Annotated in this window: 18 protein-coding genes and 1 tRNA gene; 11 read left to right on the top strand and 8 right to left on the bottom strand. The window is 39.7% G+C overall.

Annotated features, from left to right (window positions below; genetic code table 11):
- Positions 1 to 26 precede the first annotated feature (26 nt).
- Positions 27 to 111, bottom strand: a tRNA-Tyr gene (locus tag CWB76_RS18000).
- Between the two features lie 112 nt (positions 112 to 223).
- On the opposite strand from CWB76_RS18000, the gene CWB76_RS17995 reads away from it, so the two are divergent.
- Both CWB76_RS17995 and CWB76_RS17990 read left to right on the top strand, forming a co-directional pair.
- Positions 224 to 751: a VC2046/SO_2500 family protein gene (locus CWB76_RS17995; RefSeq protein WP_138609447.1), complete on the top strand. Its 528-nt coding sequence runs from the start codon at positions 224 to 226 to the stop codon at positions 749 to 751.
- A gap of 201 nt (positions 752 to 952) precedes the next feature.
- Positions 953 to 1255, top strand: coding sequence for a DUF6172 family protein (locus CWB76_RS17990; protein ID WP_138609445.1), 303 nt, complete (start codon positions 953 to 955; stop codon positions 1253 to 1255).
- Positions 1256 to 1322: 67 nt separating this feature from the next.
- Here CWB76_RS17990 and CWB76_RS17985 read toward each other — a convergent pair whose 3' ends face one another.
- The 3 genes from CWB76_RS17985 to CWB76_RS17975 form a co-directional block, all read right to left on the bottom strand.
- Positions 1323 to 1799 (bottom strand): YchJ family protein, encoded by a 477-nt coding sequence (locus tag CWB76_RS17985; RefSeq protein WP_109874479.1) that lies wholly within the window; start codon positions 1797 to 1799, stop codon positions 1323 to 1325.
- 39 nt (positions 1800 to 1838) lie between these two features.
- A complete protein-coding gene (locus tag CWB76_RS17980) occupies positions 1839 to 2273 on the bottom strand; it encodes a SulA-like leucine-rich domain-containing protein (protein ID WP_010388516.1) in 435 nt (144 codons plus the stop codon).
- Between the two features lie 324 nt (positions 2274 to 2597).
- Entirely contained in the window at positions 2598 to 3059 is a 462-nt protein-coding gene (locus CWB76_RS17975) for a tetratricopeptide repeat protein (RefSeq protein WP_138609444.1), read from the bottom strand.
- Between the two features lie 118 nt (positions 3060 to 3177).
- Between CWB76_RS17975 and CWB76_RS17970 the strand changes: the two genes are divergently transcribed.
- Positions 3178 to 4470, top strand: coding sequence for an NCS2 family permease (locus tag CWB76_RS17970; RefSeq protein ID WP_054201141.1), 1293 nt, complete (start codon positions 3178 to 3180; stop codon positions 4468 to 4470).
- Between the two features lie 112 nt (positions 4471 to 4582).
- Here CWB76_RS17970 and CWB76_RS17965 read toward each other — a convergent pair whose 3' ends face one another.
- Positions 4583 to 5338: a hypothetical protein gene (locus CWB76_RS17965; protein WP_138609442.1), complete on the bottom strand. Its 756-nt coding sequence runs from the start codon at positions 5336 to 5338 to the stop codon at positions 4583 to 4585.
- Positions 5339 to 5634: 296 nt separating this feature from the next.
- Here CWB76_RS17965 and cysB point away from each other — a divergent pair, with 296 nt between their 5' ends.
- Positions 5635 to 6612, top strand: a complete 978-nt coding sequence (cysB, locus tag CWB76_RS17960) for an HTH-type transcriptional regulator CysB (protein ID WP_010388526.1) — start codon at positions 5635 to 5637, stop codon at positions 6610 to 6612.
- Between the two features lie 67 nt (positions 6613 to 6679).
- Here the strand turns inward: cysB and CWB76_RS17955 are convergent, their stop codons facing one another.
- From CWB76_RS17955 to pabB, 3 genes are all read right to left on the bottom strand, one after another.
- Positions 6680 to 8056, bottom strand: coding sequence for an L-serine ammonia-lyase (locus CWB76_RS17955; protein ID WP_138609440.1), 1377 nt, complete (start codon positions 8054 to 8056; stop codon positions 6680 to 6682).
- A gap of 101 nt (positions 8057 to 8157) precedes the next feature.
- Positions 8158 to 8733, bottom strand: a complete 576-nt coding sequence (locus tag CWB76_RS17950) for an NUDIX hydrolase (protein ID WP_138609438.1) — start codon at positions 8731 to 8733, stop codon at positions 8158 to 8160.
- The gene (gene pabB / locus CWB76_RS17945) at positions 8726 to 10084 is read right to left on the bottom strand and encodes an aminodeoxychorismate synthase component I (protein ID WP_138609436.1); all 1359 of its coding nucleotides are present in this window, start codon (positions 10082 to 10084) and stop codon (positions 8726 to 8728) included. Before pabB ends, CWB76_RS17950 begins: the two co-directional genes overlap by 8 nt.
- Before the next feature lie 166 nt (positions 10085 to 10250).
- On the opposite strand from pabB, the gene CWB76_RS17940 reads away from it, so the two are divergent.
- From CWB76_RS17940 to CWB76_RS17910, 7 genes are all read left to right on the top strand, one after another.
- Positions 10251 to 11777, top strand: coding sequence for a fumarate hydratase (locus CWB76_RS17940; RefSeq protein WP_010388533.1), 1527 nt, complete (start codon positions 10251 to 10253; stop codon positions 11775 to 11777).
- 423 nt (positions 11778 to 12200) lie between these two features.
- A complete protein-coding gene (locus CWB76_RS17935; protein WP_010388535.1) occupies positions 12201 to 13241 on the top strand; it encodes a Leu/Phe/Val dehydrogenase in 1041 nt (346 codons plus the stop codon).
- Positions 13242 to 13391: 150 nt separating this feature from the next.
- Positions 13392 to 14054, top strand: coding sequence for a CatA-like O-acetyltransferase (locus CWB76_RS17930; protein ID WP_138609434.1), 663 nt, complete (start codon positions 13392 to 13394; stop codon positions 14052 to 14054).
- 110 nt (positions 14055 to 14164) lie between these two features.
- On the top strand, positions 14165 to 17053 hold the full coding sequence (locus CWB76_RS17925) for a ligand-binding sensor domain-containing diguanylate cyclase (RefSeq protein ID WP_138609432.1): 2889 nt from the start codon (positions 14165 to 14167) through the stop codon (positions 17051 to 17053).
- Positions 17054 to 17263: 210 nt separating this feature from the next.
- Positions 17264 to 18472 (top strand): M23 family metallopeptidase, encoded by a 1209-nt coding sequence (locus CWB76_RS17920; RefSeq protein ID WP_138609430.1) that lies wholly within the window; start codon positions 17264 to 17266, stop codon positions 18470 to 18472.
- A 143-nt stretch (positions 18473 to 18615) separates the two neighbouring features.
- Complete coding sequence (locus tag CWB76_RS17915; protein WP_054201131.1) at positions 18616 to 19440, top strand: M90 family metallopeptidase; 825 nt, start codon at positions 18616 to 18618, stop codon at positions 19438 to 19440.
- Positions 19441 to 19539: 99 nt separating this feature from the next.
- Complete coding sequence (locus CWB76_RS17910; RefSeq protein ID WP_138609428.1) at positions 19540 to 22713, top strand: amidohydrolase family protein; 3174 nt, start codon at positions 19540 to 19542, stop codon at positions 22711 to 22713.
- The last annotated feature ends 127 nt before the right edge of the window (positions 22714 to 22840 follow it).

The raw sequence follows: 22840 nt of genomic DNA, 5'->3' as shown, positions 1-22840 counted from the left end.
ACATAATTATTGTTTGTAAAGAAAAGTGGTGGAGGGAGCTGGATTCGAACCAGCGAAGGCTGAGCCGTCAGATTTACAGTCTGATCCCTTTGGCCGCTCGGGAACCCCTCCAATGCAACGCGGCAGATAATAGCAAACTTCTTATTTAAGTAAAGAAAAAAGCTAAAGAAAATTCAAATTTAGCCGATAAATACTTATTAATTAGTTAAATAGGCTAAAGTCTATGCAGATTGGTGATTTGTTAATCACAGAGAGTCAATTAAAAACACGACTCAATAAAAGTGTGCATGAAAGCCGTCGGGGTGAATTTGCTCTTTTATTAGCAATGCTCTCTCATGACGCGCTCGATTTTAGTGAGTTTCACTTACCTAAAAGTGATGCAAGTGGTTATCAAGCTGATGAAGAGACCTTGCGTAAACAATTAGGTGCGGGCCCAAAGCAGTCATTGGCGCCAGATACCTTTAATATGTTAATTGGCAAAAATAACACTGAGCTTTTAGCAAAAATGGGAAGCGCCGAAGGGATGAGTGAGATAAAGTTAACTCAGTGCTTAAAACCTGAGCCATTTAATATTCGTGATGATAAAAACCACATTCCACTTAACGTAATTGATAACTGTGAATTAGCGGTACGTCGACGAATTCAAAATACCAACACCGAGCTATCAAACCCTCAAATGGATGCGGTGGCATTTTATGATGATTTACAAAATGATGCCCTCCACCAGCCATTACATTTGTTTAGTGCCTAATTAAATTACATTAAATGCAGTTTTTTAAACGCCATTAGATTGTAATAAACTGTGTTTATATTAGTGGTTTTGTAGGTGCTTTATTTTAATAACCGATTTAATATAAAAAAAGCATCCAAAATTTAAATGCAATTGCTATAATGGCGCAAATGGTATGACATTAAATGCCATTATCATTAAACCAAGGTAATTAGGAACGTAATGAAGAAAACATTCACGCTGAATCATGAGAAAATCAAATACCCTCGTATGGTTGATGCTGCAAAGCATGAAGTGAAAAAATATTTGAAAAGAGAACGTAATAAAACTTTACCTGTTGATGCCGACTACTGGGCATTTGATTGTAAGTTTGGTAACACGGCTGAAGAGGCCCAAGTGGTTCACGTTGCTGAAATTAACAATCACATCAGTGAAATTGAAAAGCAAGGTTTAATCTCTTTCTACTTAGAGATTTTAGCAAGACCTGCACAGCGTCAAGACTTCGATGAAGATGATGACGAATAAAGCGCTAAGTTGCGTTTAGTGTAGTTTTTGAAAATGGGCCAAGTGGCCCATTTTTTGTGGTTGTTACTTATACACTATGACACTTTTTATACTTTTTATTACTGCCGCAAGGACAAGTATCATTGCGTTTCACTTTGATATCAGCAACCGGTGTGATCTCACCATCAAGGTATCGCCACTGTTCATCTTCTTTAATAAATCTTGAATGCTCAGCCAGCTCGCAATACAAGTCTTGATAAAAGTAATGGGCTTTAAACTTTACAAACCCTGTTTCATCATTATAACCAGAATCTAATACGGTTAAGTTTATAAAGCGGCAACTAGTTGCAAAGTCTTTAATTTCTGATAGTGAGTTTTCAGCTTGCTTTTCTTTTGCGTAACTTTCACGAACAAAAGCCGCGTTTTTAACCGCATATGCACTGTAGCGAGCACGCATAAGTTGCTCAGGTGTTTGTGGCTGTTTGGTTTTTAAATGAAAAGGTTCACAGCAATCAGCATAAAGTTGCTGACTGCCACAAAAACATAGTAGTGCGTTAGAGGTCATAATAAATGTACTGTGTATTAAAACGCTAGTTTACCAAGCTTATTGCGTTAGTGAAATCTCAGCTTGAGCGCTTTTTTTGCTAAAGCAATACAGCTTAGTGCGTGTATGGCTCAGGTTTAATGATAACTGTGATAGTTGCTGATTATTTATTATGTCGGTCCAGGTGATCACCGCTGCAAAATTTCCATTGTGAAGTGCAGAACTTAAAACATACTCTATATTAACTAAATGTTTTTGGCGTATAACTAATAATTTACTGGTATCAATTGAACATGAATCAAGTAACGCTTTACTAGGTACATGGTCTGGCGCAATTAAAAGTGTCCATGCATTTAAGCTATTGTATTGGTGTAATACTTTTAATAATTCAAACGTCGCTGAAATCTCATCTTCAATTTGTACAACGTTAACACAATCAGATTGGTCATCTTGTTGGTAGCTTTTAACTGTTCTTACGGTAATAGGCTGTAACATAATCGTCTCACTCACTGGGTTTTTATACAGTACATGTATACAGTAGTTTATACAGTTGTTTGGTGCAAGTGTTTTTTGCTATTTTTTTGTACAGTTATTCAGCTGAGCACGATAAGGAAACTATTTAAAAATAAATAGTTCATATATAACAATAGATTATAATTTTTGGGGATGAATACTTTTGACGGTAGCTTTTTAATCTATAACCAAATAAATCTTGAAATGCATGAGGTATACAGTAGTTTAAAAAATTAAGCGTTGTTGCATTTAACTTATAAAACGCTTAATTAATTTACAGATAGAATGAGTTACTAGGTAGTAAAACTATTTTTCGTGACTTATAGGGATCAAATGTGAAAATTGTAACTGATGAATTTGTTCATATAAGCTGGCGGCATAACACTGGGCGTCTTTAAGTCGTTTGGTACTAATGTGTTTGCGTATATCGCTCATTGCTTCTACTGCTGGATCATACCCTTGGCTACTAGCTAAGCTGAGCCACGCAGCCCCATGAAATACACTTTGTGGCACACCTTGGCCTTTAATAAAAAATAGCCCTAAGTAAAACTGTGCACGATAGTTTCCTGCCATTGCTGCTAAACGCATCCATTTTGCGGCTAAGGCGCCTTGTTCATTTTTAAGGTAATAAAGAGCTTTATTTAATGTGTCTTGATCGGTGTTTTTAGAGCTCGCAGGGGGATTTGCATCGCTTGGTTGCGTTACAAAAGAAAGAATGTTGTCTAATTGTTGCTCTAAGTCTTGGCCACTTGGTGTCGTTTTGATCATGCTACTTCGTTTGTTATTTTAATCACTTAGCTAGTTTAGTATATAGCAAGGTAAAATGTCCTGTAAAAAGTTATTTTTATGCTAAAATCTCGCCACTTTTTACAACCACAAGTTTATTATGCTCGAAGCCTTATTCAAAATCCGTGCAAATGATTCTTCGGTTCGCCGTGAATGTATTGCCGGTATGACTACATTTATTACGATGGTTTATATCGTATTCGTTAACCCAGCTATGCTTGCAGAAGCAGGCATGGACCAAGGTGCTGCCTTTGTTGCAACCTGTATTGCCGCTGCAATAGGGTGTTTTATTATGGGGTTGTGGGCCAATTATCCATTGGCATTGGCACCGGGTATGGGATTAAATGCATTTTTTACCTATGGCGTGGTGCTAGGTATGGGCTATAGCTGGCAAGCAGCGCTGGGCGCGGTGTTTATGTCAGGGTGTATATTTTTAATATTAAGCTTATTTAAGGTGCGAGAGTGGATTATTAATGCAATCCCCCTGGTGCTCAAACAAGCAATAGCAACCGGTATTGGTGCATTCTTGGCACTTATTGCGCTGAAAAGTGCTGGTATTATTGTATCAAGCCCAGCAACACTTGTGCAGCTAGGCGATATAACGTCACCGGGTCCGCTATTAGCTATTTTTAGTTTTTTTATTATTGCGGCATTACTTTATCGTGACTTTAAAAGCGGCGTGCTTATTAGTATTTTACTCGTTACCGCGATAGCAGTGTCGATGGGATTAGTTGAATATCATGGTGTTGTTGCAATGCCACCTTCAATAATGCCGACTTTTATGCAACTTGATTTTAGTGCTGCTTTTGAACTGTCTATGTTGAGTGTTATTTTTGCGTTTCTATTTGTTGATTTATTTGATACCTCAGGCACGTTGGTAGCGGTTACTCAAAAAGCGGGTCTAGCAGATAAAAACGGCAATATGCCGCGCTTAGGTCGCGCATTAAGCGCTGATAGTACTGCAACCATTGCCGGTGCAATGCTGGGAACTTCAACAACAACTTCTTATATAGAATCTGTAGCGGGAGTATCAGTGGGGGGCCGAACGGGCTTAACGGCTGTAGTTGTAGGTTGCTGCTTTTTATTAATGATGTTTTTTGCACCTTTGGCACAAATGGTACCCGCATACGCAACAGCAGGGGCAATCTTATATGTATCTGTTCTAATGCTACAAAACTTAAAGTTTGTAAACTGGGATGATATGACTGATGCAATTCCAGTGAGTGTTGTATTGTTAATGACTCCATTGACCTTTTCAATTGCACACGGTATTGCACTGGGTTTTATTTCTTATACAGCGGTTAAAGTACTGTGTGGTAAAAAAGATCAGGTAAGTATTAGTGTTTGGATTTTAACGGCACTGTTTATTATTAAGTTTGCATTTTTATCTTAATGCTTTTGTTAAATAGCTAGATTTAGTTTGGGTATGTAAATTTATATAGTGACTAAATTTCAGTTATAAAAAAGCCCATACAGTTGTATGGGCTTTTTTATTAGGTAATGGATTACCATTTCTTTTTCGGTGCAAACAGTACGTCTAAATCATCTTGCTCTTGTTCGTTCTTTTTCTTCAATGATGTAGCGTTTGATGCCTTTAATTCAGTGCTTATTGTTTCTAGATAGCCTTCAACTTCAACTCGTTTTGCAGTAATGTAATCATCATTAAATGACACACTGTTAAGTGTGGCAGATGCTTTTTCAAAGTACTGCCTAGCAGAGCCTACCATACCGGCTGTTTGAGCTGCTAGACCACGTTTTATCTGGCTTTCAATGTTGATTCTTAGTTGTAGCTTCTCAAGGCGTTTGTCTTCTGCAATAAACGCTTGGCTGTCAACTTTCCCTTTGTTGTGCTCAGAACGGATAATAGTACGGAGCTTTTTTATACCCTGTATTAGTGATATCAGTTGCTTGTCATTACCTGGTAAAACAAAACCATCCGAGCCGTCTTGAATCGGATTTTGTAGTCGCTCTTTTGCTTCTTTTAAGCGGTTTTTTAGTCCGCTACCACCGCTTGAAATAGACACCATATTACTTAGCGCATCATGAATACGACGTTGTAATATTCGCTGAGTTGCTTCTGAAAGTGGGATATTAGCGCTATTCATTAACGCCTCTTCAGTTTCTTCAATGATAGCTTTTTGTTTTGTTAGCTCTTTACGTCGTTCAGCTTCTTGTTTTTCTTTGTGTTGTTGAACAGCACTAACCCACAGTGCAATGACGATAAGCGCAACAATTAATACAATTATAATGGAAACGATCATGTTATAATTCTCAAATTCTTAACCTTATTATCTAATCTTACATTAAATATATAAAAGGTGGGAAACTTTGCGCCGATTAACTAAAAAAAACACCATGCATAAAGCGTTTAAATCTTAATGTGTTATGTTTTGTTTGCTGATAATCATTGCTATCTCAACTTTATTTATTGTGTTAACCTGAAATTTCAATAAATTAATTGTTACATTGTGTAACCTTAATCAGTCTTTATATAGTTACCTATTAATTAGGGTGCGCTTTTATCTGTCAATGTGAATTATAACGAAACTACATAGCCATGAAATTACAACAACTTAGATATATCGTAGAAGTTCAAAATCATAAATTAAATGTTTCAGCTACCGCTGAGAGTTTATTTACCTCCCAGCCTGGTATTTCTAAGCAAGTACGTATGTTAGAAGATGAACTAGGTGTACAAATTTTTGGTCGTAGTGGTAAACATTTAACTCACGTTACAGGTGCTGGCGAAGAAATCATTAACATATCGCGAGAAATACTCTCAAAAGTTGAGGGCATTAAAGCGGTTGCTAATGAACATACGCTGCCCGATCAAGGTAAACTTAATATTGCGACTACGCACACCCAAGCACGTTATGCGTTACCAAGTGTAATTCAAGGCTTTACCCAAAAATACCCAGCAGTGTCACTGCATATGCACCAAGGTACGCCGCAGCAAATATCGGATGCAGCTGCGCGCGGTGATGCAGATTTTGCAATTGCTACTGAAGCACTGCACTTATATTCAGATTTAGTTATGTTGCCTTGTTATCACTGGAATCGCAGTATTGTGGTTGCTAAAGATCATCCCCTTGCGAAAAAAGTCGATAATTTAACGGTGGCAGATATAGCGCAGTATCCTTTGATCACTTATGTATTTGGTTTTACTGGTCGCTCAGAGCTTGATAAAGCATTTAACGCCTATGGGCTTGAGCCGCATATTGTATTTACCGCCACCGATGCCGATGTTATTAAAACGTATGTGCGCCTGGGATTAGGTGTCGGTGTGGTTGCATCTATGGCAATTGACCAGGTAAACGACAACGACTTAGTGTGCATTGATGCTAGCCATTTATTTGAAGCAAGCACCACTAAGATTGGTTTTAGAAAAGGTAGCTTTTTACGTACCTACATGTATGACTTTATCGAACGTTTTGCACCGCATTTAACCAAAGAGCGAGTAGAGCGAGCAAGTTTGCTGCGTAATCAAGACGATGTTGATAAATTATTTGCTGATATCGAATTACCAGTTAAATAACCGCCATAAACAGTAATGAAAAAGCCGCTTAGTTTTGCAACTAAGCGGCTTTTTTTATGCTATCTAATTAGCACTCGATAATGTTAACAGCTAATCCACCGCGAGCGGTTTCTTTGTATTTTGTTTTCATATCGTTACCGGTATCGAGCATGGTTTTAATTACTTTATCAAGCGATACTTTTTGTTCGCCACTACCGCGAATAGCAAGGCGAGAGGCATTAATTGCTTTAATAGCGCCCATTGCATTACGTTCAATACAGGGTACTTGCACTAAGCCGCCCACAGGGTCACAGGTCAATCCTAAGTTATGTTCCATGCCAATTTCAGCGGCATTTTCTACGTGTACCACGTTACCACCAACAATTTCAGTCAGCGCACCAGCAGCCATTGAACAGGCAACACCAACTTCACCTTGGCAACCCACTTCAGCACCCGAGATAGAGGCATTTTTTTTGTATAAAATACCAATAGCGGCCGCGGTTAATAAATACCGAGTAGCAATGTCGCGATCAACTTCTTTGATAAAAGTATGATAGTACATTAATACGGCTGGTAGGATACCAGCTGCACCATTTGTTGGTGCAGTAACCACACGACCGCCTGCTGCATTTTCTTCATTCACTGCTAATGCGAATAAATCAACCCAATCCATAGCACGAAGTGGATCGTTACTCACTTCTACATTGAGCTTTAAATATAAGCTTGGTGCACGGCGTTTTACTTTCAAACCACCAGGTAAAATACCTTCGGTACGCATACCACGTTCAATACAGGCTTTCATTACTTGCCAAATATTAAATAATTCATCTTTTATGGCTTCTTCACTGCGTAAGGTTTTTTCGTTTTTCATCATTAACGTTGATACGCTGTAACCCGACTCTTTACACATTTCGAGTAATTCTTTAGCCGTGCCAAACGGGAACGGGGCAGGGTTTTCTTCGCGAATATCTAAAGCCGCTTGTTTTTCTTTTTCAAATTCTTCATCTGTAACAATAAACCCACCACCAATAGAGTAGTAAACTTTGCTGTATACTTTTTCGCCATTGTTATAGGCAATAATTTCCATTGCGTTGGAATGTTTAGGGAGTGTTTTTCTGCGATGAAAAACAATAGCGCCTTGTTTAGGGAATTTAGCTTTATGAGTTTGGTTTAGGTAAATAACCTGCTCACTTTCTATTTTTGCTAAAATGTCGTCCACCAAATCGGCATCTATGGTTTCAGGGTCATAACCGGCTAGGCCAAGGATCACTGCTTTTCCCGAACCATGACCAACACCTGTCTGCCCCAGTGAGCCGTAAAGCTCTACTTTTACATCGGTCACATTTGCTAATTGTTGTTGCTCATCTAGGTCATTAACAAATAAGCGTGATGCACGCATTGGGCCGACGGTATGTGACGATGAAGGGCCAATACCAATGCTAAACATGTCAAATGCACTGATCATAATGTGTGTCTCTACTTAGTTTTCTCAGCATTAAGCTGTTCTTTGAACGGTCGACTATAATAACGTGGAAATCCAGGTGTGTAACCCTTATTAGCAAAGATTTAAACTGGTATGGCGAGTTGCTTTGTAAAGTTTTTAATAATACTGGCTGTTGCTCCCCACAAAAGCCCGTGAGGAGTGTTGAAGCCATTTAAAGTTAGGGTTCTTCCATTACGTTCAAAGGGGATTGGTTGCCAATTGGCTTCATTACTTAACGCTTCGATAGAGAGTAAAAAGCTGGCTTGTACTTCGTTGTGATCGTTCTCCCATACCGTTTCTTTTTTAATCAAGCCCACAAAAGGACGTATAGTAAATCCAGTAAGGGTAGAGTATTCCGGCAGCTGACCTAAAACCTGAACATTATGCGGGGCAATGTTAAGTTCTTCGTGCAATTCACGCAGTGCCGTGGTGCGCAGGTTAACATCATTAATTTCAAATTTACCACCCGGTAAACAAATCTCCCCAGGGTGGTGATGTAAATAGGTTGGCCGCTTACACAATAAAACATGTGCTTCGTTATCTATATCAATCAAAGGTAGCATCACTGCACTGGCGCGCTTTTTTTTATTATCTTTGAGCTGATCCACGGCTAAACTGCGGTTTAATTGAAAACGAGCCGAAATGGTTTCACTATTCAAAGCGACCTTCATTTAATATAGGGAGTATTTTATTTACTTTATCGTATGTTTCTTGATATTCCAATTCGACTTTTGAATCAGCAACAATGCCACCGCCAGCCCAACAATGTATTTGTTGTTGATGAGTAACTAAAGTTCGAATGGTAATACTGGTATCCATATTACCGCAGGCGCTGATATAGCCAATAGAGCCACAATAAATATTGCGTCTGTGCGGCTCCAGCTCTTCAATTATTTCCATGGCGCGTACTTTTGGTGCGCCAGTAATAGAGCCTCCAGGGAATGCGGCTTCAAGTTGATCGACTGCTGTTTTTCCTTCATCAAGGATGGATGTAACTGTACTTACCAAATGGTGTACTGCCGGAAAGCTTTCAATAGCAAATAAAGAAGGTACAACAACAGAGCCCGGTTTTGCGACTTTACCTAAATCATTTCGTAGCAGGTCTACTATCATGACATTTTCAGCGCGGTCTTTACTGGAGTTTGCCAGTAATGTGGCTTGTTTGGCATCTTCTAAAGCATCGGCTTTACGTGGTAGCGTACCTTTAATAGGTTTTGTTTCTACCTTGTTGTCATGCACAGCAATAAAACGCTCAGGTGATATTGATAAAATAGCGCCTTGCGGATGATTAACAAAACTAGAAAAAGGGGCTTTATTGGCTTGCGTTAATTTAACATAAGCGGTCCAAGGAGAACCTTGAAAACGTGCACTAAAACGTTGCGCTAAGTTAATTTGATAACAATCACCACTTTTTAAGTATTCTTCAATCGCTGCAAACTTTTCGCTATAACTTGTCTGACTCATATTTGACTGCCACTGTGATGTAAGCGAAAAGCTTTCGTGCTTAGGTGGTTGCGTTAAATATTGCTGATACAGCGAGAGGCGATCTACATTTGGCTGCGAAACATAAAACCAAGTATCCAGTTGTTTATCGTAAATCAGTGCATCAAGGTAAAGTCCAACGGCCATCTGCGGTAAATCAATATCGTTTAAAGCACTGCTTGGCAGTTGCTCTATGGTACGCCCTAAGTCATAACCAAAATAACCAAGCCAGCCACCATTAAAGGGTAAATTGTTAGCGGCTTTTGTTGTATCAAGCTTTGCTAATTCATCGTTCATTATTTCAAAGCAGCTTTTAGCACTCGCTTGGTTATTAAAAACAGTTTGATTATTTTTAACTTCCAGAGTGCTTTGGGGCTCAATAGCTATAATGTCATAACGACTGTTAATGTGATCGCTATCACCCGAATCTAGCAAAATAGCGTAGGGTAAATGAGCAAAATGCGAAAATACCTCTATACAATTTTGTGATATGGCTAATTCAACACAATTTTTTTTATTGTTTAGCATTTACTACCCCTTTAAGAACTGGCTACAAACGGGCTGGGAGGGTATCATAAGTCAAATTTTTTTGGCAGCGTTTAGTGAGCGCTGTGGTTGAAAACAGTTCGAACCACCGTCACGGGTTTGATAATGCTTACGTGCAGCGTGCGTAACAACAACTTAAGGAACCACTATGAGTACAATTCGTCAGCAAGACTTTATTGATAGCATTGAAGATGCCTTGCAATACATCTCGTTTTATCATCCTCTTGATTTTGTTCAAGCGCTAGAAAAAGCGTATAACAAAGAGCAAAGCAAAGCCGCTAAAGATGCGATTGCGCAAATCTTAATTAACTCGCGCATGTCGGCAGAAGGTAAGCGCCCGCTGTGTCAGGATACTGGGATCATCACCTGTTTTGTAAAAGTAGGTATGGATGTTAACTGGGATAAAACCGATTTAACAGTACAACAAATGGTTGATGAGGGGACGCGTCGTGCGTACTTAAATCCAGATAACCCATTGCGCGCATCGATTGTTGCCGACCCTGCGGGAACACGTAAAAATACTAAAGATAATACGCCATCAGTGGTACACATTGACTTAGTTGCTGGCGATAAAGTTGAAGTGATGGTGGCTGCTAAGGGTGGTGGCTCAGAGAACAAAAGTAAAATGGTGATGTTAAACCCATCTGACGATGTGGCCGAATGGGTTGAAAAAACGCTACCAACAATGGGTGCGGGTTGGTGTCCACCAGGCATGCTAGGCATAGGTATTGGTGGCACGGCAGAAAAAGCAGCGGTAATGGCGAAAGAGTCATTAATGGATCCGGTTGATATTCATGAACTCATTGAGCGCGGCGCAGAAACAACAGAAGAAAAACTGCGTTTAGAAATTTTTGAACGTGCGAATAAATTAGGCATTGGTGCACAAGGCCTTGGTGGGTTAACCACGGTTGTTGATATTAAAATTAAAACAGCACCAACTCACGCGGCTTCAAAGCCAGTGGTTATGATCCCAAATTGTGCTGCTACGCGCCACGTACACTTTACGCTTGATGGTTCAGGCCCTGCGAATTTAAAAGCACCTAAATTAGAAGATTGGCCAGAAGTGACTTTCGAAGTCGGTGAGGGCACACGTCGCGTTAATTTAGATACCCTGACTAAAGAAGACACTAAAGAATGGAAAATGGGTGAAACCGTTTTACTCTCAGGTACTATTTTAACGGGTCGAGATGCTGCTCATAAGCGTCTGCAAGATATGATCAACTCAGGAGAAGGTTTACCTGAAGGAGTTGATTTTGATAACAAGTTTATTTACTACGTTGGTCCTGTGGATGCAGTAGGCGATGAAGCAGTAGGTCCTGCAGGCCCGACAACGGCTACTCGTATGGACAAATTTACTGACATGATGTTAGAAAAAACAGGCATCGTGGGAATGATTGGTAAAGCTGAACGAGGCCCTGCAACGGTTGAGTCTATTAAAAAGCATCAGTCAGTGTATTTAATGGCTGTAGGTGGTGCGGCTTACCTAGTATCTAAAGCAATTAAAAAAGCACGTGTTGTTGCCTTTGAAGATTTAGGTATGGAAGCTATCTACGAGTTTGAAGTAGAAGATATGCCAGTAACAGTTGCCGTTGACAGCGAAGGTGAAAATGCCCACACCCAAGGTCCTGCAATTTGGAAAGCAAAAATTGAAGAACTAGACAGCAAAATGAAATAAATTTGCAAAGTAATTATAAAAGCGAGCACCGTGTGCTCGTTTTTTTATTTTTAAATTTGCAGATACTTATACACCTCAGACCAGTTTTTGCTATATAGGCAGTTTTTATATAAGCCATTGTATTTTATGAGCTAGTGTTCTTTTTCAAGATGTACGATTAAGTTTACATATAAATTTAGAGTGACGTTCACGTAAGCGTAAACTTTAATTGCGGTGGTGTTTTTAGCTTTTATACCTAATAATATAATCATTATTAAATTTTTTATGCTGATTTATCGCAATAAGTCGTTTTGTTTTTCAGTTGAGTGCGGTTTATGTGGTTTATCTACTCATAGTATAGCGAACTAGTATCTGAAGTGATAAAGTCTCGTCAATTTGTAGCGTGCTTGCCCAAAAGGGCTCATTATTTTCGGAGTATTTAAAGTGGTTGTATTTAATCAAGTTGAATTTGATAACCATGAACAAGTGGTTTTTTGTTCAGACAAAGCGTCTGGTTTAAAGGCCATTATTGCGGTACATAACACAAACTTAGGCCCAGCTGTAGGCGGTTGTAGAATGTGGGATTATGCCAACGATGAGGATGCAGTTTACGATGTATTGCGCTTATCAAAAGGGATGACCTATAAAAATGCTGTGGCACGCTTGCCATTTGGTGGTGGTAAGTCAGTTATTATTGGCAATGCAAAAGAGATCAAGTCTGAACAGTTGTTTCGTGCATTTGGTCGTCAATTAGAGCGTTTAAATGGCAGTTACTACTCAGCAGAAGACGTAAATATCACGTGTGATGATGTGGCGTTAATGAACAAAGAAACAAATTACGTGCTAGGCCTTGAAGGCAAAAGTGGTAACCCATCGCCATTTACAGCTTACGGCACGTTTTTAGGTATGAAAGCAGCGCTTCATCATCAGCGCGGCATTCAAGATTTTTCAGGCATTAAAGTAGCTGTGCAAGGTTTAGGTGCAGTAGCTTATGGATTATGTAAGCACTTGGCTGAAGCTGGTGCAGAATTATTTGTTACTGATATTAACCAAGCAGCGGTAGAGCGTGTAGTCAACGATTTTGGTGCAACAGCGGTTGGTATTGATGAAATATACGACTTAGATGTTGATGTGTATGCGCCTTGTGCGTTAGGTGCCACTATTAATGACACAACGATCCCTCGTTTAAAAGCAACTATAATAGCAGGATGTGCAAATAATCAGCTTGCAGAATCACGCCATGGTGAAATTATACGTGAAAAAGGTATTTTATACGCACCAGATTATGTAATAAATGCAGGCGGTATTATTAACGTGTATTACGAAACAGCGCCTGAAGGTTACAGTAAAGAGGCGTCTAATAAACACGTAGAGAAAATTTTCGATACATTAAGCGAAATCTTTACCCGTAGTGAAAAAGAACAAAAATCAACGCATTTAATTGCTGATGAGCTTGCTCAAGAAATTATTGAAAACGGACTTTAAGTTTTTATTTAGTTCAACTAAGGAGCGACTATCGCTCCTTTTTTTATGCCTATATAAGACTTTGGTATAACTACACCCAAAGCATCATTTTAGTTAATGCGAATATAGGCAAAGCGAGGTAAAATTTTACTTTTGCTCTGTGTATAATTTATGTCTTCTGCCGATTTATCTCTCCGGGCTATTGATTTTGATCAGTGGCCGCGCAAACAACATTTTGAATTGTTTCAAAACTTCACTCAGCCTTATTTTAATGTTTGTGTAAAGCTCAGTGCTAAAAAGTTATATACCGCGTGTAAACAAACTAATCGTGCTTTTTTTCATGGTTATGTTTATTGCTTATTAAAAGCATGTCATGAGTATGAGCCGATGATGCTGCGTATTGTTAATCAAAAACCTTATTATTTAAACACCACGCGCGCGAGTGTGGTTGAGCTTGCCGATGATGACTCGTTTCGCTTTAGTTATTTTAAACAGCAAAACTCGTTAAATGAGTTTGCTAATAAAGCAAAAGCGATTAGTCATGAAGCAAGGTTAAACCCGCTGTTTTCTGATGCCTTTGCAGCAACTGAAGGACAAGCTGATTTAATTCACGTTTCTGTTTTACCTTGGTTAAACTTTAGCAGCTTTTCGCATGCGTTTACCCAGGACCAAAGCTGTGGCATCCCTAAATTTGTGTTTGGTCAATACAACCCCGATACAGGCGAAATGCCACTCTCCATTGATGTTCATCATGCGTTACTAGATGGACTACATGTGGCTAAGTTCATCCAACGATTGCAACATACATTTGATAGTTTGAGTGATAATACTTAATGAAAAAGTTGTAAATCTTATGTTATTATTTGTTGGTGATGGTTTCTAATTAAATTTTCACCTTGAATTTACTCAAATATAAAAACTAATAATTATAAAGGCAGTGTCTGATGAATCGCTTGGTGATTTTATGTTTCTTGTTGGTGATTTTTACTGTTAATGCTCAGCAACAGACTCGGCTGCCGTTGCGCGATTATTTTTTTGAAACGTGGAATACCCGGTCGGGCCTTCCTCACAATAGCATTAATAGCCTTGCACAAACACAAGATGGCTATTTATGGGTAGGTACTTGGGAAGGGCTTGCCCGCTTTAACGGTCAAGAATTTAAACTATTTACCCGCTCAGAAATTACCGATTTGCCTGACTCAGGCGTACGTGCGCTTACCCCCACATCCGATGGCGGCTTACTCATAGCCGGAGCGCGCGGCGGTATTAGTTTATATCAGCACCGACAATGGGACACTCAACCTAACGCCCAAGCAATGGTTAATCACGTATTTAAGAGTAAAAACGAGGATTTGTGGTTAGCACTTGAAAATGATGGTGTGTTTTATCGACCTGCCAAAAGCACTCAAGATATCCCAATAATACAAAACGTCAGTGCTTACAGAATAATTGAAGATAAGCAGGGCATTATATGGGCGGCAACCAGTGATGGGTTGTATAAAATAGTTAATTACACGCCTACATTGATGACTCCACATCATGGTTTGCCAGATGCACCTGTATATACTCTATTGATTACCCGTGAAGGACGCCTTGTTATTGGAAGTGAAAGAGGTGCGCGAGTATTAAATGGCAATGTGTTCGAGTCACCCCATCCACAGCTTAATGCTGAGTCTATTTCTAGTTTATTAGAAGATAACCATGGTGATTTGTGGTTTGGCACTATTAATAAAGGGGTATTTAGACTCAGTGTTGATGGCATAGAGCAATTAGATGCTAAAAATGGCTTACCTGCAAACCGCATATTGTCGTTATTACAAGACAGAGAAAACAGTATTTGGGTAGGGACCAACGCGGGTGTATTTAGGTTAAGAGAAGCCCCGTTTTCATCGTGGGGAAAAAAGCGAGGCTTATCTAGCGATTATGTACGCACGGTACTGTCACATTCTGATGGCAGTTTATGGATAGGCGGGAGTACAGGCTTAGATCGGCTGCAAAACAATAAAATTACCCATCTTAAAGGTACTAAGCAAGGCTCTCCTTATTCAGTATTGAGCTTACTTGAACAAAGCCAAGGTGATGTTTGGGTCGGTACATACACTTCAGGTGTGTTGAAGGTGGTTAATAACGAGCTTGTACCTTACTTAAATCGTGATAATGGCCTTGGTAGTAATGAAGTACGATCGTTACTTTTTGATTCAAAAAATCGTCTATGGGTAGGTTCAGCCATGGGGTTAACGCGAGTTAATACCGACGGCAGCTTAGACCAATTTACTAATGAGAAAGAGTTGCCGAGTGGCTTTATTCTAGCTTTGAGTGAAGATAAGAGGGCAAATATTTGGATAGGAACTGGCAATGGCGTAGTAGTTTACAATACCAATACGGAGAAATTTCAACCAATTCAGTTCCCTGAAGCGTTTTTGGCTAAATATGCGTTTGGCTTTTATATTGACGATAAATATACCTGGATGGCGACCGATAGAGGTTTATTGCGTTATCAACATTCAAATGGCCATATGACTATTTTAGGGAGGGAGTTAGGATTACCGGTTGATAAGCTTTTTCAAATTGTGCCCTTTAAAGATTCACTTTGGCTATCAAGTAACCGTGGCATTATTGAAGTTAATTATAAGCAGGTTAATCAGCTGCTAGATTCAGCTACAAAAGGTAGTCAGACGCTAGCTTTTCAATTATACGATGAGGGCGATGGCATGCTCAGTGCGCAAGCCAATGGAGGGTCAACGCCTTCGGCTACAGCGCATTCAGATGGTACTATTTGGTTTGCCACCGCAAAAGGGGTGAGTACGGTTAAACCCGCACGATTAAAAGAAGCCACCGAGATACCGTTACCAACTATTGTAGAAAGTTTTTCTGTAGATGGTAAACCCATGTTATTGCCTGTTGATGGTGACACACTTGTTTTGCCACCTGGAGTTACACGACTGTCGTTCCATTATGCGGGCTTAAGTTTTATCATGCCGCAGCGATTAAACTTTCAAACAAAAATGAAAGGCTTTAACGATGAATGGGTGGATCGTTTTCATATTGCAACAGCTGAATATACTAATTTACCCGCGGGTAAATATTCATTTGCAGTGCGTTCTGCCTATCCTAATACCGATTGGCAGCAAAATGACAAAGTGATTCATTTTGAAATTCAATCGCATTTTTGGCAAAAAACCAGCTTTAAGCTAGTGGTGTTTTTTATTTTTGTGGTTGTCATATATAGTGCATATCGTTATCGCTTGTATCGCTATAAGCAAGTAGAAAAAGAGCTAACTAGCCGAGTGGTGAAGCAAACCCAAGCACTGCAAGAGCAAGCAAGTGCCTTTGCTTATCAAGCTACCCATGATCAGCTCACCGACTTACCGAATCGCCGTGCATTTGATGGTTGGCTGGCCGACAACTTTACAGATTTTAAAGCGCGTAATACTCCGCTTGCGATTGCCATTATGGATATTGACCACTTTAAACGCATTAATGATGGTTGGTCTCATTTGATTGGCGATCAGGTTATATGTGAAGTCGCCAATATTCTTAAAGCGCATTGTGAAGGCGAGCAAGAAGTGGCTCGTTGGGGCGGTGAAGAATTCACATTTGTATTTCCTGACATGAATACTGTGCAAGCACAGAAATTATGTGAACAATTACGCAAAGAAATTGAAAATAAAGACTTTTCGTCTATTGCCCAAGGGCTTAGCGTAACCGTGAGCTTTGGTGTTTCTGACTCAGATAATGTCGATGATTATGATCGGTTATTATCTCGTGCTGATCAAGCTTTATACAAGGCAAAAAACAATGGCCGAAATAGGGTTGAGTGCATAGCTTCCTAAAAAGAGCTGCTTTAATGCGTTAAATCGTTTTTTCCGACAGCTTTTATCATATAGATAATTTCAACTTCTTTATTATTTGTGTAGGTTAAGTTAATTCATTAAGTAATTATATGTAAGCATAAGTAATATTAATTAACTTTATTTTATCTTGGGTGCTATACCTTGTGTACCCATTAGGGGTTTTTTTGCTTTTTACTTAAGGAATATAAGATGAAAAACAAGATAATTAATATTACATTCGCAAGTCTTCTAGGGGCCTCACCCGTGGTATTAGCAGAAGGCGATAAGCATGATGACTTTTTGTTTACTAAACAGGCTTTAGCATCACTCAAGCTTAACTCTTTACTGACTATTGATGATACGCAATTTGTGTTTAATGACTCATTATTAAACGTAGATTGGGATAACTTTTTTTCTTTACATGCGTCAGCAATTGAAGATAAAAAAGAGCTCATTTTACACTGGGCTGGTTATACCAGCATTAATCCAAAAGTAATTTTAGCGCTGATAGAGCAACAAAGTGGCTTACTTTCAAACCCAAATGCTGATATTAAAAACCCTTTAGCTGGTATAACAGACAAGCTCGGTTTTGATGCGCAAGTAAAAGACGTGGTGATGAAATTAAGTCAACGCTTTTATGCATATAAGCAGTGGCAAGAGACACAAGATACGTTAAAAAAACGAAATCAGGTAACCCAAACTACGAGTAGCACAGCTGCAACTGCGGCTCTAGTAAGTCTGTTTGCAGATAGTAATAAATTGGCATCAAACTCTAAAAATAATCGACAGACTTTGACAGAGTTTTTAGCTGCGTTTGACCGTGTATTTCCTAGTCACACTAGTCAATTGCAACGTTCATTGAATAGTGTAGATCAAAATAATGAAAAACAACTTTTAGCCGCTAGTTTTGAAATGAACTTACCGTGGCCGTCTGGCTATTGGTACAGTGGTGGCGCTCACTCAAATACAGGTTCTGGCTACCCATACTCATCACTTGATTTTAACAATGGCTCTGGTGGCTGGGGCGCTAATACTCCTTTTGTTCAAGCTGCGCATGGCGGAACGGTAACTCGCTTTTCTTCCTGCAATATTCGAGTAACACACGCCAGTGGCTATTCAACCAACTACTACCACATGTCAAACCTTCAATATAGCAGTGGTGATTATGTTCAACCTGGTGCATGGTTAGGTCGCTATGCAAATAATTATAATCAAGCATTGTGTGAGGGCGGCCAATCATCAGGTCCTCATGTTCATTTTACTTTATTGTATAATGGACAACAGGTTTCTCTGCATAATAAATATATAAGTGAGCATCGGATTGATGTTGGCTCAAGTAATTATGACACCAACTGTAATCGTTTCTATTTTGAACGATATGGCTATCGTACATGTGCATGGCAGCCTTTGTATCGCTAGAATGATATAAATAAACAAACAGTTCACTTGTTAAAGAAAAGGCCACGCTCTAACAGATGTTTGGCTTTTTATTTAGTGTTAAATAATTGAATTCTAGTTTTATGGACCAATTAATACTGTATAGATAATTATAGGGCTATTAAATGGTAAACGGATTATTGATTTTCTTACTTTTTGCGTTTGTCGTTATTTTTTGGCGTTGGCCTGATATTCAAAATACTCTGTGGCGCCGTAAATACAGTCATTTATCATTAAGCCCACAACAGCATGCGCTGTTGCTGCGGGCTATGCCAATTTATAACAAAATGACTGATGCAGATCGAGCCAAGTTGGCTCGTCATATTGTGTGGTTTTTAAATGAAAAGCGCTTTGTTGGCTGTGATGGGTTGCAACTAACTGAAGCAATGAAACTCATTATTGCCGCCGATGCTTGCCTGCTGGTACTAAATAAATCTTGGCCTTTGTATAAAAACGTGAAGGAAATTTTACTCTATCCCAGCGCCTATTATGCGCCTCAATCAAGCCGCGATAACGCAGGACTTGTTAGTTTTCATAATACCGTAAGGCAAGGTGAGTCATGGCCAGGAGGCACACTGGTGCTGAGCTGGCATGATGTGCTTGAGGGTAACCGCTTACCCAGTGACGGGCATAATTTAGTGTTTCATGAGTTTGCGCATCAACTTGATCAAGAGACCGGTAAAACCACCGGCACGCCATTACTTACATCACAGACTCACTATCAACAATGGGGCAAGGTATTTAGCCGAGCGTTTTCGCAGTTAAAAACACACGTTGCTTATAACATGCCGCATGTTATTCATAGCTACGGAGCCACAAATGAGGCAGAATTTTTTGCGGTGATCACCGAAACGTTTTTAGAAAAACCCGCAGATTTACGCCGCGATGACCCTGAAATTTACCGTTTGCTGGTAGATTTTTATCAATTTGATCCTATTGTTTGGCATTAATTTTATGCACTTCATCCTATTACGCTGGTAACTTGCTAGCGTTTTTGTTGCAATCATGTAATAGAGCAACACACAGCAACAATAATAAGTGAGATAAGCATGAAGAAAATGCTGCAAACAGCGCTTGCGTTATCAGTTTCATTGGCATTGGGTCAAGTACACGCAGAGCAAACAGATGAAAAAAAATGGCAAGTTGATTCACCAAAAGGGCAATTTGTAGATGCTTCTATTAGTGTAGAGCAAGGTACATGGATGAATGTAGACATAAGCCCTGATGGAGAAACCTTAGTATTTGACTTACTGGGCGATATTTACACTATGCCAATGAGTGGTGGTAAAGCCACTCAAATAACCTCAGATATCGCATGGCAAATGCAGCCGCGTTTTAGCCCAGATGGTAAACATATCGCATTTACCTCAGATCAGGGGGGCGGTGATAATATTTGGGTTATGGACGTTAATGGCGAGAATCAAACTGCAGTAACGGACGAAACGTTTCGTTTACTTAATAGCCCGGCATGGAGCCCTGATGGCGATTATTTAGTTGCACGTAAGCACTTTACCGCCAGTCGTTCTTTGGGCGCGGGTGAAGTTTGGCTTTATCACAAAGCGGGTGGTAAAGGGGTACAACTAACTAAACGTGAAAACGATCAAAAAGATTTAGGTGAGCCGATGTTTTCACCTGATGGCCGTTATGTTTATTTTTCTCATGATGCCACCCCAGGTAAAACCTTTCATTACTCAAAAGATTCGGTTGCGGGTATTTATAAAATTAAGCGCTATGATCGTGAAACCGGTGAAATAGAAACGATTATTAGTGGTATGGGTGGCGCAATCAGACCAACTCCGTCACCTGATGGTAAAAAACTTGCCTATGTAAAGCGTGATGACTTTCAAACTAGCTTGTACTTATACGATTTAACCAGCGGTGAGCATACCAAGCTATATGACAAGTTAGAGCGCGATATGCAAGAAACATGGGCTATTCATGGGGTATACCCAACAATTGCGTGGACACCAGATAATGAAGAGTTAGTATTTTGGGCTGGTGGCACCATTCATAAACTCAATGTCGATGATAAATCTGTCAGCGATATTGCATTCAAAATAGACACCACGAAAAAAATTCAAAAAGCGGTGCGCTTTACTCAAAATATCGATACTGAAGAATTTGATGTAAAAATGCTGCGAAATGTACAAATTAGCCCAGATGGCGAAACGGCATTGTTTGAAGCACTGGGTCATATTTATAAACGCGATTTAGACTCAGGAAAAATCAAACGTTTAACCAAGCAAACCGATCATTATGAGTTATTTCCACAGTACTCGCGTGATGGCAAAAAAATTGTCTACACCACGTGGGACGATAATGAACAAGGCACAGTGCGCGTTGTTTCTGCACGAAGTGGTCGCGGCGATACTATTACCGATGAACCGGGTAAATATGTAGAGCCTACCTTTAGCCCTGATGGCAAAACTGTAGTTTATCGTAAAGCCAGTGGTGGCAGTATTTTAAATCCTAAATGGTCATTACACCCTGGTATTTACAGTGTTAGCACTAAAGGTGGTAAGAGTGAACTAATTTCTAAAAGTGGTTACCAACCGCAGTTTGGTAGTGCCAACGATCGTGTTTATGTTATGAGTCCATGGCCTAAACCAACGTTAAGTGTGGTTGAGCTTGAAAGTAAAAAAGTGCGCAAACTCTATGAATCAGAACATGCAACTGAATTTAGGGTCTCACCTGATGGTGAGTATTTAGCATTTGCAGAGCGCTTTAAAGTGTTTGTAACACCGTTTGTTGAGCGTGGTAAAACCATTAATATTGGGCCTAAAGACAGCCAATTTCCAATTGAGCAATTATCTGTTCGTGCTGGTGAAAATATTAGCTGGAGTGCCAACAGCAATAAACTCTATTGGACACTTGGCCCTGAGCTATACCATGCCAGTTTAGATGGAATGTTTGCTATTAATAAAGCCGATGACCAAGGCGTTAAAGTCAAAAGTGGGACTAACATTGGTTTTAGCAAAAAAATGGCTGAACCAGAAGGCATGATTGCCTTAACTGGCGCAAAAATTATTACCATGGACGGCGAAAAAGTCATTGAAAATGGCGTTATTGTTACCGATGGTAAACATATTAAAGCTATTGGCTCTGCTGCAGATATTAGCATTCCAAAAAATGCTAAGATAGTTGATGTAACAGGCAAAACAATTATGCCTGGTATGGTTGATGCGCATGCGCATGGCTCACAAGCAAGCGATGAAATTATCCCACAACAAAACTGGAAAAACTTTGCAGGCCTTGCGCTAGGTGTTACCACCATCCACGATCCATCAAACGACACCACTGAAATATTCACTGCCAGTGAAATGCAAAAAGCCGGTATGATTGTCGGCCCGCGTATTTTTTCTACTGGTACTATTTTATATGGCGCGAATATGCCAGGTTATACTTCGCATATTGATTCATTAGATGATGCTAAATTTCATTTAGAGCGTTTGAAAAAAGTAGGGGCGTTTAGTGTTAAATCTTATAACCAACCTCGCAGAGAGCAGCGTCAGCAAGTGATTGAGGCTGGTCGTGAACTTGAAATGATGGTCGTGCCAGAAGGGGGCTCATTATTACAACATAACTTGAGTATGGTGGTTGATGGGCATACAGGTATTGAGCATTCCATTCCGGTTGAACATATTTATGATGATATTAAGCAGTTGTGGTCACAAAGTGATGTAGGTTATACACCTACATTGGTGGTTGCCTATGGCGGTATTTGGGGTGAAAACTACTGGTACGATAAAACTGATGTGTGGAATCATCCTCGGTTGAGCAAATTTGTGCCTAAAAACCAATTACTACCTCGTTCAATGCGTCGTGTTAAAGCGCCCGATCATCACTATAACCACTTTAACAATGCGCGGGTGGCAGCTGAACTACAAGACTTAGGTGTACTGGTTAATTTAGGTGCACATGGCCAGCGTGAAGGTTTAGGCGCGCACTGGGAAATGTGGATGTTTGCTCAAGGTGGTATGACGCCGCTTGAGGCTATTCGAGCATCAACGCTGGATCCTGCTAAATACCTAGGCTTAGATAAAAACGTAGGCTCATTAGAGGTTGGTAAGCTGGCAGATTTAATGGTTATTGATGGCGATCCACTGGAAAACATCCGCGATTCAGACAAAATTGATTACACCATGATCAACGGCCGCTTGTTCGATGCAGCAACGATGAACGAAGTTGGTAAAAAACAACGTGCCCCATTATTTTTTGAATAATATATAGGCTTACTGATAAAAAAAGCGGCTAGTCAGTCGCTTTTTTTATGCTGTATTTATCTAAACAGCTAGAGCTCAGATTAATTATTATGTAGTTAATAACAAGTGACGGGCATAAAAAAACCGC

The sequence above is a fragment of the Pseudoalteromonas sp. S1609 genome, from assembly GCF_005887255.1.
Lineage (GTDB): Bacteria > Pseudomonadota > Gammaproteobacteria > Enterobacterales > Alteromonadaceae > Pseudoalteromonas.
The sequence above is the reverse complement of the archived record's forward strand: the minus strand, read 5'-3'. Positions and strand labels throughout refer to the sequence as shown.

Coding starts and splice junctions, on each gene's coding strand:
- CWB76_RS17995 (WP_138609447.1), top strand. CDS start 224: ATGCAGATTGGTGATTTGTTAATCACAGAGAGTCAATTAAAAACACGA.
- CWB76_RS17990 (WP_138609445.1), top strand. CDS start 953: ATGAAGAAAACATTCACGCTGAATCATGAGAAAATCAAATACCCTCGT.
- CWB76_RS17985 (WP_109874479.1), bottom strand. CDS start 1,799: ATGACCTCTAACGCACTACTATGTTTTTGTGGCAGTCAGCAACTTTAT.
- CWB76_RS17980 (WP_010388516.1), bottom strand. CDS start 2,273: ATGTTACAGCCTATTACCGTAAGAACAGTTAAAAGCTACCAACAAGAT.
- CWB76_RS17975 (WP_138609444.1), bottom strand. CDS start 3,059: ATGATCAAAACGACACCAAGTGGCCAAGACTTAGAGCAACAATTAGAC.
- CWB76_RS17970 (WP_054201141.1), top strand. CDS start 3,178: ATGCTCGAAGCCTTATTCAAAATCCGTGCAAATGATTCTTCGGTTCGC.
- CWB76_RS17965 (WP_138609442.1), bottom strand. CDS start 5,338: ATGATCGTTTCCATTATAATTGTATTAATTGTTGCGCTTATCGTCATT.
- cysB (WP_010388526.1), top strand. CDS start 5,635: ATGAAATTACAACAACTTAGATATATCGTAGAAGTTCAAAATCATAAA.
- CWB76_RS17955 (WP_138609440.1), bottom strand. CDS start 8,056: ATGATCAGTGCATTTGACATGTTTAGCATTGGTATTGGCCCTTCATCG.
- pabB (WP_138609436.1), bottom strand. CDS start 10,084: ATGCTAAACAATAAAAAAAATTGTGTTGAATTAGCCATATCACAAAAT.
- CWB76_RS17940 (WP_010388533.1), top strand. CDS start 10,251: ATGAGTACAATTCGTCAGCAAGACTTTATTGATAGCATTGAAGATGCC.
- CWB76_RS17930 (WP_138609434.1), top strand. CDS start 13,392: ATGTCTTCTGCCGATTTATCTCTCCGGGCTATTGATTTTGATCAGTGG.
- CWB76_RS17925 (WP_138609432.1), top strand. CDS start 14,165: ATGAATCGCTTGGTGATTTTATGTTTCTTGTTGGTGATTTTTACTGTT.
- CWB76_RS17920 (WP_138609430.1), top strand. CDS start 17,264: ATGAAAAACAAGATAATTAATATTACATTCGCAAGTCTTCTAGGGGCC.
- CWB76_RS17915 (WP_054201131.1), top strand. CDS start 18,616: ATGGTAAACGGATTATTGATTTTCTTACTTTTTGCGTTTGTCGTTATT.
- CWB76_RS17910 (WP_138609428.1), top strand. CDS start 19,540: ATGAAGAAAATGCTGCAAACAGCGCTTGCGTTATCAGTTTCATTGGCA.